Genomic DNA, 12,583 nt, shown 5'->3' with positions numbered 1-12,583 from the left:
GGTTCAGGACCACGCCGAGCGTGCCCTCTTCGCGGTGATCGATGACGAACACCACGGTCCGGCGGAAGTTGGGGTCGACCATGGTGGGTCATCGGCCGGGTCAGCGTCATCAGCACGCTGAGCTCGGCCTTCGAAATGCCGCAGTCGCGCTGCAGCCCGCGGTCGAGTTCGCGGACGAGCAGCCGGTAAGCGCGCATCCAGGTGTCCCAGAACTCCCACTCCGCCGGATCCAACATGGGAGTAGCCTACAGAGTTGACACGTCAACTCTTGGAGGACGGATGAAGACACTGCTGCGCGGCGGCACGGTGGTCAGCATGGACCCGGCGCTCGGGGACCTCCCCCGTGGCGACGTGCTCGTCGAGGACGGCCGGATCGCCGCCGTCGCTCCGGCAATCGAGGCCGACGGCGCCGAGGTCGTCGACGCCTCGGGCAAGCTCGTGCTGCCCGGTTTCGTGGACACCCACCGGCACACCTGGCAGACGGCGTTCCGCGGCCTCGGCGCGGACTGGACGTTCGACCAGTACCGCGTCGCCGCGCACGGCACGCTCAAACCGCACTACCGGCCCGAGGACGTCTACCTGGGCAACCTCCTCGGCCGCCTCGAAGCCCTGAACTCCGGCGTCACGACCATGCTCGACTGGTTCCACTGCGCCCTCCGCCCGGAGAACGCCGACGCCGCGATCGCCGGGCTGCAGGACGCACCCGGCCACTCGATCTTCTGCTACGGCGCCGACGGACCGGACATCGAGCCGGAGATCCGGCGGGTGCGGAAACTGCTGCCGGGCGACGACATGGTGCTCGGCCTGCGCGGCCCGGTAGTGTCCACACTGGACGAGACCGCCGCCGATGTCGCACTGGCACGGGAACTCGGGCTGCCCGTGAGCACGCACGTCCACGGCACCGGAGGGTGGCGGAACGGCGACCGCCCGATCGAGGGCATGCGCGCGCGAGGCCTGCTCGACGAGCGCACGACCATCGTGCACGGCAACGGCCTCTCCGACGACCAGCTCGCGATGCTCGCCGACGCCGGTTCCTCGGTGTCGGTCAGCCCGGACGTCGAGCTGAAGATGGGCTTCGAGCCGGTGATCACCGGCCGGGCGCTCGCCGCCGGGCTGCGTCCGTCGCTGTCGGTCGACGACTGCCTGTCCGCCGGTGGTGACCTGTTCGGTGCCATGCGCACGGCACTGGCCGTCGACCGCGGCCTGACGACGCGGACCGTCCTCGAGTGCGCCACGGTGAACGGCGCACTGGCCTGCGGGCGCAACACCGGCAGCATCACCGTCGGCAAGGACGCCGACCTCGTCCTGCTCGACGCCGAGGACCTCTCGGTCTTCCCCGTCGGCGAGCCGGCCGGCACGATCGTCAGCGCCGGTCACCCCGGACTGGTGGACAGCGTCTACGTCGCCGGGAAGCCGGTCAAGCGGCACGGGCGCCTGCTCGGCGTCGACCTGCCGCCGTTGCGCGCGCGGCTCCTGGAGTCGCGCGAGCGGATTGCCGCGGCCGCCGGCCTCTCCCGGATCGGTCAGGAAGCCGAGGTCACGCGGTAGACGTCGTAGACGCCTTCCACACCGCGAACCACCTTGAGGACGTGGCCGAGGTGCTTCGGGTCGCCCATCTCGAAGGAGAAGCGGCTGACCGCGACCCGATCCCGGGACGTGGTCACCGACGCCGACAGGATGTTGACCTTCTCGTCGGCCAGCACCTTGGTCACGTCCGACAGCAGGCGGTGCCGGTCGAGCGCCTCGACCTGGATGGCCACCAGGAACACCGAGGACGCCGAGGGCGCCCACTCGACCTCGACCAGCCGCTCGGGCTGGGACTGCAGGTCACCGGCGTTCGTGCAGTCGGTGCGGTGCACCGAAACACCGCCGCCGCGGGTCACGAACCCGAGGATCTCGTCGCCCGGCACGGGGGTGCAGCAGCGGGCCAGCTTCGCCCAGACGTCGCTGGCGCCCTTGACCACCACGCCGACGTCGTTGGAACCGCGGCGGCGGGTCACCGTGGACGGCGTCGCCCGCTCGGCGAGCTCCTCCTCCGCCGCGTCGACGCCGCCGATCAGCGCCACCAGCCGCTGGACGACGTGCTTGGCGCTGGTGTGCCCCTCGCCGACCGCCGCGTACAGCGACGAGATGTCGGCGTGGCGCAGCTCGGTGGCCACCGCGCCCATGGACTCCGCGGAGACCAGCCGCTGGATCGGCAGGCCGACCTTGCGGATCTCCTTGGTGATGGCTTCCTTGCCGCCCTCGATCGCCTCGTCGCGGCGTTCCTTGGCGAACCACTGCCGGATCTTGGCGCGGGCCTTCGGCGAACCGGCGAACTGCAGCCAGTCGCGCGACGGGCCGGCGTTCTCCGCCTTCGACGTGAAGATCTCGACGACTTCGCCGTTTTCCAGCTTGCGTTCCAGCGCGACCAGGCGGCCGTTGACGCGGGCGCCGATGCAGCGGTGGCCGACCTCGGTGTGCACGGCGTAGGCGAAGTCCACCGGCGTCGAGTCGACCGGCAGCGTGATCACGTCACCCTTGGGGGTGAACACGAAGATCTCGCGGGCGGCCAGCTCGTAGCGCAGCGACTCGAGGAAGTCGCCCGGGTCCGCGGCTTCCCGCTGCCAGTCGAGGAGCTGGCGCATCCACGCCATCTCGTCGACGTCCATCGCGTTGCCGGTGTGCGTGCCCTTGGTTTCCTTGTAGCGCCAGTGCGCGGCGATGCCGTACTCGGCGGTGCGGTGCATCTCGTAGGTGCGGATCTGCACCTCGAGGGGCTTGCCGTCCGGGCCGATCACCGTGGTGTGCAGCGACTGGTAGACGCCGAAGCGGGGCTGGGCGATGTAGTCCTTGAACCGGCCGGGCACCGGCTGCCAGAGGGCGTGCACGACACCCATCGCCGCGTAGCAGTCGCGGACGTCCTCGACCAGGATCCGCACGCCGACCAGGTCGTGGATGTCGTCCAGGTCGCGGCCGCGGACGATCATCTTCTGGTGGATCGAGTAGTAGTGCTTCGGGCGGCCCTCGACCTTCGCGGTGATCCGCGAGGAGACGAGGTTGCTGGTCAGGTCGGTGATCACCGACCGCAGGTAGATGTCGCGCGAGGGCGCGCGGTCGGCGACCAGGCGCACGATCTCGTCGTACTTCTTGGGCTGCAGGATGGCGAACGCGAGGTCCTCCAGCTCCCACTTGACCGTGGCCATGCCGAGCCGGTGGGCCAGCGGGGCGAGGACTTCGAGGGTCTCGCGGGCCTTGCGGGCCTGCTTCTCCGGCGGCAGGAAGCGCATGGTGCGCATGTTGTGCAGCCGGTCGGCGAGCTTGATGACCAGCACGCGCGGGTCCTTGGCCATCGCGATGACCATCTTGCGGATGGTCTCGGCCTCGGCGGACGACCCGAGCTGCACCTTGTCCAGCTTGGTGACGCCGTCGACCAGCTCGGCGACCTTCTCGCCGAAGTCGGCCTTCAGGCTCTCGACGGCGTACCCGGTGTCCTCGACCGTGTCGTGCAGCAGGGCCGCGACCAGCGTCGTGGTGTCCATGCCCAGCTCGGCGAGGATGGTGGCGACGGCGAGCGGGTGGGTGATGTACGGGTCGCCGGACTTGCGCCGCTGGTTGCGGTGCAGTTCCTCGGCGACGTCGTAGGCGCGCTGGAGCAGGCCGAGGTCGGCGTTGGGGTGGAGCTCGCGGTGGATGACGGCCAGCGGTTCGAGGACCTGCTTGACCGGGGCGGCGCGCTGGGCGGTGATCCGCCGGGCGAGACGCGCCCGGACCCGGCGGGTGGCGGACGGGTTCGGCGCCGCGCCGTTCGGCTTCGGCGGTGCGGGCTGCGCCGCCGCCTGCCCGTTCTGCTGGGCGCCCTGCTTCGCGGGCACCGCGGCGTCGAGCTCCTGGCTCACCCGCACCTCCTGCTGCTCGTGCGGCCTTCGGACCACCAGGGTAGCCGTTGCGCCTCGCAGCCCTGTCGGGTGCGCCCGTTCAGGGGGATGTGGGCCCCGCCACCAGCCGGTTCACGTCACTCGCGTGATCCGGGCCGTCACCGGCGTGATCGGAGCCGGAACTCGCGAGTTCCGGCTCCGATCACGCGAGTCCCGGCGGGAATCACGCGGGTGACGAGTTCAGCAGGTCTGCAGAGCGTGGACCTTGCGGTCGCCCAGGACCTGGCGGCCGCCGAGGGCGGCCAGCTCCAGGACCACGGACACGCTGTCGACCACCGCGCCCGCGTCCTCCAGGAGCTTGTCCGTGGCCGCGACCGTGCCGCCGGTGGCCAGGACGTCGTCGAGGACCGCGATGCGCTGGCCCGGCCGGACCACGCCGGCCGGGAGCTCCACCGTGGCCGTGCCGTACTCCAGTGCGTAGTCGACGCGGCCCGCCACCTGCGGGAGCTTGCCCGGCTTGCGGATCAGCACCACGCCGAGGCCGCGGGCGTACCCGACGGCCGCGGCGAGGAGGAACCCGCGGGCCTCCACGCCGGCGAGCGCCTCGACTTTCGCGTCGAGGGTGCCCGCCAGCGCGTCGGTCACCGCCTTGAACGCACCCGCGTCCGCGAAGAGCGGGCTCAGGTCACGGAACAGCACGCCGGGCTCGGGGAAGTCCGGCACCTCGGCGATCAGGCCGAGGGCGTCGTCGAGCTCCACGTCAGCGCTTCCGCTTCCCGGCCGGGCGCTGCTTCTGGATGCGGGCGGGGACGCTGGCCGCGGCCGCGTACGCCTTCTCCTTGCGCAGCTCCTTCGCGAGGGCGTCGTCGTCCGAGGCGTCGAAGTCCTCGCCCGCCGCCTTGCGCTCCTGGTTGGCCCGGCGCTGGCGGACCCGCTCGGCCTGCTGCGCGTACTTCGGGTCGCGCATCTTGAAGTCGACCAGCAGCGGCGTCGCCAGGGCCACCGACGACAGGACGCCGACGAGGGTACCGGTGAGCTGCACCAGCGCCAGGTCCTGCAGCGTGCCCGAGCCGAGCAGCACGTACCCGACGATCAGCAGGCCGAGGATCGGCAGCAGCGCGATGAACGCCGTGTTGAACGACCGCATCAGGGTCTGGTTCAGCGCGAGGTTCGCGGCCTCGCCGTACGTGCGGCGGGTCAGCCCGAGCAGGCCGCGCGTGTTCTCGCGGACCTTGTCGAACACCACCACCGTGTCGTAGAGCGAGAACCCGAGGATGGTCAGCAGGCCGATCACCGTCGCCGGGGTGACCTCGAAGCCGACCAGCGAGTACACACCCGCGGTGACGAAGATGTCGTGCAGCAGCGAGATCAGCGCCGCCAGTGCCATCCGCCCGTCGAAGTAGATCGCCAGGAAGATGACCACCGCGACGAGGAACACGCCGAGCGCGATCAGCGCCTTCTGCGAGATCTCGCCGCCCCAGGACGCGCTCACCGCGCTGTCGCTGATGGCCTGGACGCTGGGCTGGCCGTTGGTGCCCTTCGGCCCCAGGTCGGTGAACAGGCCCTGCTTGAGCTTCGCGACGTCGGCCGCGTTCAGCGTGTCGGTGCGGATCTGGATGGTCGCGGCGTTGCCGGTGCCGACCTTCTGCGCCTCCGCGGCCGGGTGGCCGAGGGCCTTCTGGAACGACTCCTTCGCCTGCTCCTCGGTGATCACGCCGTGGATGCCGTTGGCCGGCAGCTGGATCTGCGTGCCGCCCTCGAACTCGATGCCGAGGTTGAAACCACGGATGATCATCGACGCCAGGCACACCAGCACCAGCGCGCCGAAGAAGATGTACCAGCGCTTGCGCTTGCCGACGACGTCGAACGCGCCCGTGCCGACGTACAGCCGGTGGAAGACGCTTTCCTTCTTGCCGGGCTTCGCCGCGACCTTGACGTCGCCGTCGGCGTCCGTGCCCAGTTCTTCGACCCCCACGTCAGGCCTCCTTCACGTTCGCGCGGCCGACCGAAGCCGCCTTCTTCCGCTGCGAACCCAGTTGCTGCACGGCGCCGAGGCCCAGGTGCCTCGGATTGGACAGGAACGCGTTCTTGGACGTGGACACCATGGCCACCAGCGGGTGCGTCACCAGGTACACGACCACGAGGTCGAGCACCGTGGACATGCCGAGGGTGAACGCGAAGCCCTGGACGTCGCCGACCGCGATCACGTACAGGATCGCCGCGGCCAGGAAGCTCACCGCGTCCGACGCCAGGATGGTGCGCCGGGCGCGGACCCAGCCGCGCGGCACCGCGGACCGGAACGTCCGGCCCTCCCGGATCTCGTCCTTGAGCCGTTCGAAGTAGATGACGAACGAGTCCGCCGTGATCCCGATGGCGATGATCAGGCCGGCGATGCCCGCGAGGTCCAGCGTGTAGCCGATCCAGCGGCCCAGCAGCACCAGCACCGCGAACACCAGCGCGCCGGACAGGGCCAGCGACAGGATGGTGAGCACACCGAGCAGCCGGTAGTAGAACAGGCAGTAGATGAAGACCACCAGCAGGCCGATGCCGCCGGCGATCAGGCCGGCCTGCAGCGAGGCCAGGCCGAGGGTCGCCGACACCGTGGTCGCGTCCGAGGAAGCGAACGACAGCGGCAGCGAGCCGTACTTGAGGATGTCCGAGAGGTCCTTCGCCTCGGACTGGGTGAACTTGCCGGTGATCTGGGTGTTGCCGTCGAGGATGGCCACCTGGATGTTCGGCGCGGACACGACCTGCGTGTCGAGCACGAACGCGGCCTGCTGGCCGGTGTTCTTCGAGGTGAAGTCCGCCCAGGTCTTGGTGCCCTCGCTCTTGAAGCTGAGGTTCACCACCCACTGGCCGCGCTGCTGGTCGTAGCCCGAGGTCGAGTCGGCGATCTCCGTGCCCGGCAGGAACTCCGGCTCCAGCAGGTACTTGTACGTGTCGTGGTCACCGCAGGCGACCAGCGGCAGCTTCGGGTCGTCGTTGCCCTCGAGGGGGTCCTTGGCGTTCGGCGCGCAGGTCAGCGCGGCCATCGCCTTCGAGACGAGCTCCTGGTTCGGCTGGCCGTCGGCGCCGATCAGCTGCGGGTTCTGCCGGAGGGCCTTGGCGGCCTGGATCTCCTTCGCGGTCTCCGCGTCGACCGAGCCGTCCGAGGGTGCCGGGGCCGGCGTGGACGCGGGCGGCGGCGGGGTGCTGCTGCTCGGCGCGGCCGGCGGGGTGTTCTGCTGCGGCGCGGGCGCGGCCCCACCGCCACCCCCGGCGGTCGGCGGGGCGCTCGACGTGGCCGTCGGCGTGCCCGAGCTCGGCGCGCCGGAGGTCGGGGTGCCCGTGCTCGGGGTGCCCGTGGCCGGCGGCGGGGTGTTCGTCTGCGGCGGCACCACCGGCTGGGTGGCGCTCGAGACGACCTTCCGGAAGCCCAGCTTCGCGGTCTTGCCCAGGTTCTTCGCCTGGTCGCCCTGCTCGCCCGGGACCGTGATGACGACGTTGTTGCCGTCGAGGAGGACCTCGGTGCCGCTGACGCCGATCCCGTTGACGCGCCGCTCGATGATCTGGCGCGCCTGGTTCAGGGACTCGCGGGTCGGCTGGCCGCCGTCGGGGGTGCGGGCGGTGAGCGTGACCCGGGTGCCGCCCTGCAGGTCGATGCCCAGCTTCGGGGTCGGCTTGTGGTTGCCGGTGAGGAACACCAGCGCGTACAAGACGATCACGATCAGGGCGAACAGGGCGAGATAGCGTCCCGGGCGGAGATGCCCGGCTGAAGCTGCCACGGTGCTTCGGTCTCCTCGGACGGGGTGGACCCCAACGTTGCGGTGCCCGCCCGGAGGGTTACCGGGAGGGGCTGCGTGCATTCACCGACCGTGTGCGATTCACTCCCGGGCACGGGTATGACGGCGGACACGCACGCAGCACCGAGACACTACTCGGTGCTGCGTGAGCCCGGCGTGCGAGGCCACACCGACTTTCGTCGGGATTCCCTGGCCCGCCCAGGAGTGCCGCGGAAGGCTACTTCTTGCCGTGCTCCAGCGGCGGCGCCACCTGCGCGGTGGTCTGCGGCTCGTCGCCGGAGATGCCGGAGGTCGACTCGATGATCTTCGGCTCCTCGACCGGGGTCTCCTCGACCTCGTCGGCGGAGTCCTCGTCGGTCTCGACGACCGGCTCGACCTTCTCGCGGACGGCCAGCCGCAGCCAGGTGGTGACGACACCGGGAGCGATCTCGATGTCGATGGTGGTGTCACCGGTGGCGTCGGCAACGGTGCCGTACAGACCGGACGTGGTCATCACGCGGTCACCGGGCGCCAGGCTGCTCTGCAGTTCCTGCTGCGCGGCCTGCTGCTTCTTCTGCTTTCGGGTGCTCATCACCAGCGGCACGGCGAGGACGAGCACGAGCAGCAGGGGCAGCAATAGCTGTTGCATGATTCTCCGTTCGACGGACACCCGGGCCCTGCCGAAATGTCCGGTTTTTGGGTATGTGCTCCTGTCGAGTGTGCCAGGTACCAGCGCGGACGCCAGCACCCACCCGCCGGTACGGGCCGCTCACTCCTGCTCGAACAGCGACGGCCCGCCCTGGTCCGGGCGCCCCGGGAGGTCCGCGGGCGGCACCATGCCGAGGTGTTCCCACGCGGTCGCGGTCGCGACGCGGCCGCGCGGGGTGCGGGCGAGCATACCGGCGCGCACGAGGTAGGGCTCGCAGACCTCTTCCACGGTGGTCGCCTCCTCCCCCACGGCCACCGCGAGCGTCGAGATGCCCACCGGCCCGCCGCCGAACGACCTGGTCAGCGCGGTGAGCACGGCCCGGTCGAGCCGGTCGAGGCCCAGCTCGTCGACGTCGTAGACGGCCAGCGCGGCGCGGGCGACGTCGCGGGTCACCTTGCCGTCGGCGCGGACCTCGGCGTAGTCGCGGACCCGCCGCAGCAGCCGGTTCGCGATCCGGGGCGTGCCCCGCGAACGGCGGGCGATCTCGGCGCAGCCGTCGCGGTCGATCGGGATGTCGAGGATCGTCGCCGCCCGGCGCACGACCAGCTCGAGCTCGGCGTCGGTGTAGAACTCCATCTGGCCGGTGAAGCCGAACCGGTCCCGCAGCGGGCCGGTCAGGGAGCCGGACCGGGTGGTCGCCCCGACCAGCGTGAACGGGGCGATCTCCAGGGGGATGCTGGTGGCGCCGGGGCCCTTGCCGACGACGACGTCGACCCGGAAGTCCTCCATCGCCAGGTAGAGCATCTCCTCGGCCGGGCGGGCGATGCGGTGGATCTCGTCGATGAACAGGACGTCGCCGGGAGCGAGGTTGGACAGCATCGCGGCGAGGTCGCCGGCCCGTTCCAGCGCCGGGCCGGAGGTGATCCGGATGGCCGCGCCCAGCTCGGCCGCGACGATCATCGCCATCGACGTCTTGCCCAGCCCGGGCGGGCCCGAGAGCAGGACGTGGTCGGGCGGCACGCCGCGGCGGCGTGCGCTTTCCAGCACCAGTTCGAGCTGCTCGCGCACCCGCGGCTGGCCGACGAACTCGTCGAGCTTGCGGGGCCGCAGGGTGCCCTCGACGTTCTCCTCGCCGGTCTGGGCCCACGCCGAGAGGGCCTCTTCCTCGTCCACCGCCTCATACTCCACGGCCCGCGCCTACCGCTTCCGGCCGAGGGTGGCCAGCGCGGCACGCAGCACGCTGGAGGTGGTGTGGCCGTCGCCCTCGGCGAGGACCTTGTCCACCGCCTGCTCGGCCTGCTTGGCCGGGAAGCCCAGCCCGGCCAGCGCTTCGACGACCTCGGCGCGCAGGGCGCCGGGCGCGGTGACGGCGGGCGCGTCACCGGTGCCGCCGAGCGCAGTGACCTTGTCGCGCAGCTCGAGGGTGAGCCGCTCCGCGCCCTTGCGGCCGATGCCGGGCACCGAGGTGAGCACGGTGATGTTGCCTTCGACCAGCGCGGCCCGCAGCTTGTCGGGGTCGAGCACGGCGAGGGTGGCCAGCGCCAGGCGCGGCCCGATCCCGGACACCGTCTGCAGCAGCCCGAACAGCTCGCGCGCGTCGGCGTCGGCGAAGCCGAACAGCGTCAGCGAGTCCTCTCGCACGATCAGCGCGGTGTGCAGGCGGGCCTCTTCGCCGCGGCGCAGGGTGGCGAGGGTCGCCGGGGTGGCCTGCACGGCGAAGCCGACCCCGCCGACCTCGACCACGACGTGGTCGAGACCGACCGAAAGAACTTCTCCGCGTACCGACGAGATCATCGTGCTGCTCCAGGGTTCTTCGCTTGCTTCGCCGCGGCGGCGAGCCGGGCTTTGTGCGTGCGGGCCATCTCGGCCGCGCGGGCTTCGGCTTCGGCGAGCCGGGCTCGCATCGGCTCCCGCCAGAGGTGGCAGATGGCCAGGGCGAGTGCGTCGGCGGCGTCGGCGGGGTGGGGCGCGACCTCGAGGTTGAGCAGGCGCATCACCATGGCCGTGACCTGGGCCTTGTCGGCCCGGCCGGACCCGCTGACGGCGGCCTTGACCTCACTCGGGGTGTGGAACACGACCGGCAGCCCGCGGCGCGCGGCGGCGAGCGCGACCACGCCGCCCGCCTGCGCGGTGCCCATCGCGGTGCGGACGTTGTGCTGGGCGAAGACGCGCTCGACCGCCACCGCGGCCGGCTTGTACTTGTCCATCCACCGCTCGACCTCGTCGGAGATGCCGAGCAGGCGGTGGGCCAGGTCGGCGTCCGCCGGCGTCCGCACGACGTCGACGGCGACGCAGCGGACGGCCCGGCCCTTGCCGCCGTCGACCACGCCGAGGCCGCACCTGGTCAGACCGGGGTCGACCCCGAGCACCCGCACCGCATTCCTCCCGCCGCGAACATCAGTTCGAGCTTGCAGGCTACTGGGCGCGTCTGCGGCAGGATGGAGGACATGCCGCAGCCCGCCGATTTCGTCACCCACCTGGGTCTCCAGCCGCTCCCGGTCGAAGGCGGGCAGTGGGCGCCGAGCTGGCGCTCGGAAGACGGGTCGGCGATCTACTACCTGCTCGTCGCGCCCGAACGCTCCGCGCCACACCGCCTCGACCGGGTCGAGGTGTACGCGCACCACGCGGGCGCGCCGGCGGAGATGCTGCTGCTGCACCCGGACGGCTCGGTCGAACGGCCGGTGCTGGGGACCGACGTCGCCGCCGGGGAACGCCCGCAGGTCGTGGTGCCCGCCGGGACGTGGCAGGCCACCGTCACGCGCGGCGCGTGGAGCCTGCTGGGCACAGTCGTCGTGCCGCCCTACACCGACGACTGCGTCGAGTTCGCGCCGGCGGCCGAGCTGGCCCTGCGGTATCCGGAAGCGGCCGCCGACCTGGGGAAGTTCTGAGGTCGCTACGGGCCGTCGACGCCGGGGGTCCAGCTCTCGGGGTCGCCGCTTTCGGTCAGCACCAGCTGCCAGCGGGCGAAGCCCTCGGGCGCGTCCGGGTGCCAGGGGAACTTGCCCTCCGGCGTCGCGACGATCAGCTGCAGCGCCGGGAAGTCGCCGTCCGGGTAGATGAGGAACGCGGTGCCGAAGTACTCGGGGTAGTGCCCCTTGTTGACGCGCTCGAGGACCACCGGGACGCCTTCGAAGAAGTCGTCGTAGCGCCGGCCGACCTCGAAGATCTCACCGTTGGCGGCGCGGTCGACGTAGGCGTCGAGCAGCACCTGGCCCATGTTGCCGGGCAGCCCGACCACGACGGCCTCCGGCACGTTGTGCAGCGCCCACGCGCAGGCGGTGAAGGAGTAGCCGGCGCCTTCGTCGTCACCGGCGACGTTGATGACGGCGTTGCCGCGTTCCTTCGCCTGCCCCTCGATCCATTCGATGAGGCGCAGTTCTTCCGCGGACAGTTCGGCGGTGATGTCGGCGGCAGCGGCGGGGGTCGTCGAGGTCACGGCGCACATTCTGCCTGACGGCCCGCCTTCAGCCCAGTGCCCGGGCCGGAAAGTTTCCGGCCCGGGCACGAAGGCGTTGCGACGCAAGGGAAAACTCAGCCGACTTCGGCGAGCACCTCGTCCGACACGTCGAAGTTGGCGAACACGTTCTGGACGTCGTCGCAGTCTTCGAGGGCGTCGATCAGCTTGAAGACCTTCTTCGCGCCGTCGGCGTCGAGCGGCACGCTCACCGAGGGCAGGAACGTCAGGTCGGCCGACTCGTACTCGAAGCCGGCGTCCTGCAGCGCCTTGCGGACCGGCACCAGGTCGGTCGCCTCGGAGACGATTTCGAAGCTCTCGCCGAGGTCGTTGACCTCTTCGGCGCCCGCGTCGAGCACCGCCATGAGGACGTCGTCCTCGGCCGCGTCACCCTTGGGCATCAGCACGACGCCCTTGCGGTTGAACAGGTACGCCACCGAGCCCGGGTCGGCGAGCGAGCCGCCGTTGCGGGTGAGCGCGGTCCGGACCTCCGACGCCGCGCGGTTGCGGTTGTCGGTGAGGCACTCGATCAGGACGGCGACGCCGTTCGGGCCGTAGCCTTCGTAGGTGATGGTCTGCCAGTCGGCGCCACCGGCCTCTTCACCGGCGCCGCGCTTGCGGGCGCGCTCGATGTTGTCCTGCGGGACCGAGTTCTTCTTGGCCTTCTGGATGGCGTCGTAGAGCGTGGGGTTGCCGTCCGGGTCGCCACCACCGGTGCCCGTGCGGGCGGCCACCTCGATGTTCTTGATCAACCGCGCGAAGAGCTTGCCGCGCTTCGCGTCGAGGTTGGCCTTCTTGTGCTTCGTGGTGGCCCACTTGGAGTGGCCGCTCATCTCTCCTCCATCTGTTCCGTACCCCGGCC

The 12,583-nt window shown here is 71.1% G+C and carries 13 protein-coding genes; 2 read left to right on the top strand and 11 right to left on the bottom strand.

Annotated elements, in window-relative coordinates:
- The coding region (locus ACWEGE_RS45580) for a YqgE/AlgH family protein (protein ID WP_449666757.1) at positions 1–82 on the bottom strand (82 nt) is incomplete at its 3' end.
- 197 nt (positions 83–279) lie between these two features.
- Here ACWEGE_RS45580 and ACWEGE_RS45575 point away from each other — a divergent pair.
- Positions 280–1,548, top strand: coding sequence for an amidohydrolase family protein (locus tag ACWEGE_RS45575; RefSeq protein ID WP_449666755.1), 1,269 nt, complete (start codon positions 280–282; stop codon positions 1,546–1,548).
- Here ACWEGE_RS45575 and ACWEGE_RS45570 read toward each other — a convergent pair.
- The 8 genes from ACWEGE_RS45570 to ruvC all read right to left on the bottom strand — a co-directional run bounded on the left by ACWEGE_RS45570 (position 1,524) and on the right by ruvC (position 10,642).
- Positions 1,524–3,878, bottom strand: a complete 2,355-nt coding sequence (locus tag ACWEGE_RS45570; protein ID WP_176177440.1) for a RelA/SpoT family protein — start codon at positions 3,876–3,878, stop codon at positions 1,524–1,526. The genes ACWEGE_RS45575 and ACWEGE_RS45570 overlap by 25 nt on opposite strands.
- A 219-nt stretch (positions 3,879–4,097) precedes the next feature.
- A complete protein-coding gene (locus ACWEGE_RS45565) occupies positions 4,098–4,616 on the bottom strand; it encodes an adenine phosphoribosyltransferase (protein WP_449666754.1) in 519 nt (172 codons plus the stop codon).
- Position 4,617: 1 nt separating this feature from the next.
- The gene (gene secF / locus ACWEGE_RS45560; protein WP_449666753.1) at positions 4,618–5,832 is read right to left on the bottom strand and encodes a protein translocase subunit SecF; all 1,215 of its coding nucleotides are present in this window, start codon (positions 5,830–5,832) and stop codon (positions 4,618–4,620) included.
- A gap of 1 nt (position 5,833) precedes the next feature.
- The gene (gene secD, locus ACWEGE_RS45555) at positions 5,834–7,621 is read right to left on the bottom strand and encodes a protein translocase subunit SecD (RefSeq protein ID WP_449666752.1); all 1,788 of its coding nucleotides are present in this window, start codon (positions 7,619–7,621) and stop codon (positions 5,834–5,836) included.
- A 235-nt stretch (positions 7,622–7,856) separates the two neighbouring features.
- A complete protein-coding gene (gene yajC, locus ACWEGE_RS45550) occupies positions 7,857–8,267 on the bottom strand; it encodes a preprotein translocase subunit YajC (RefSeq protein ID WP_449666751.1) in 411 nt (136 codons plus the stop codon).
- A 120-nt stretch (positions 8,268–8,387) separates the two neighbouring features.
- Complete coding sequence (gene ruvB / locus ACWEGE_RS45545) at positions 8,388–9,455, bottom strand: Holliday junction branch migration DNA helicase RuvB (RefSeq protein WP_449666750.1); 1,068 nt, start codon at positions 9,453–9,455, stop codon at positions 8,388–8,390.
- A 9-nt stretch (positions 9,456–9,464) separates the two neighbouring features.
- Positions 9,465–10,061: a Holliday junction branch migration protein RuvA gene (gene ruvA, locus ACWEGE_RS45540; RefSeq protein ID WP_449666749.1), complete on the bottom strand. Its 597-nt coding sequence runs from the start codon at positions 10,059–10,061 to the stop codon at positions 9,465–9,467.
- Positions 10,058–10,642: a crossover junction endodeoxyribonuclease RuvC gene (gene ruvC / locus ACWEGE_RS45535; RefSeq protein ID WP_360269759.1), complete on the bottom strand. Its 585-nt coding sequence runs from the start codon at positions 10,640–10,642 to the stop codon at positions 10,058–10,060. Before ruvC ends, ruvA begins: the two co-directional genes overlap by 4 nt.
- Positions 10,643–10,714: 72 nt before the next feature.
- Between ruvC and ACWEGE_RS45530 the strand changes: the two genes are divergently transcribed.
- Positions 10,715–11,155: a cupin domain-containing protein gene (locus ACWEGE_RS45530; RefSeq protein ID WP_449666748.1), complete on the top strand. Its 441-nt coding sequence runs from the start codon at positions 10,715–10,717 to the stop codon at positions 11,153–11,155.
- 5 nt (positions 11,156–11,160) lie between these two features.
- Here ACWEGE_RS45530 and ACWEGE_RS45525 read toward each other — a convergent pair whose 3' ends face one another.
- Together ACWEGE_RS45525 and ACWEGE_RS45520 are read right to left on the bottom strand one after the other, a co-directional pair.
- Positions 11,161–11,712, bottom strand: a complete 552-nt coding sequence (locus ACWEGE_RS45525; RefSeq protein ID WP_449666747.1) for a DUF4262 domain-containing protein — start codon at positions 11,710–11,712, stop codon at positions 11,161–11,163.
- Positions 11,713–11,798: 86 nt separating this feature from the next.
- Positions 11,799–12,554, bottom strand: a complete 756-nt coding sequence (locus ACWEGE_RS45520) for a YebC/PmpR family DNA-binding transcriptional regulator (protein WP_206789762.1) — start codon at positions 12,552–12,554, stop codon at positions 11,799–11,801.
- Between the last annotated feature and the right edge of the window lie 29 nt (positions 12,555–12,583).

It is taken from the genome of Amycolatopsis sp. NPDC004747 (assembly GCF_053601335.1).
The sequence above is the reverse complement of the archived record's forward strand: the minus strand, read 5'-3'. Positions and strand labels throughout refer to the sequence as shown.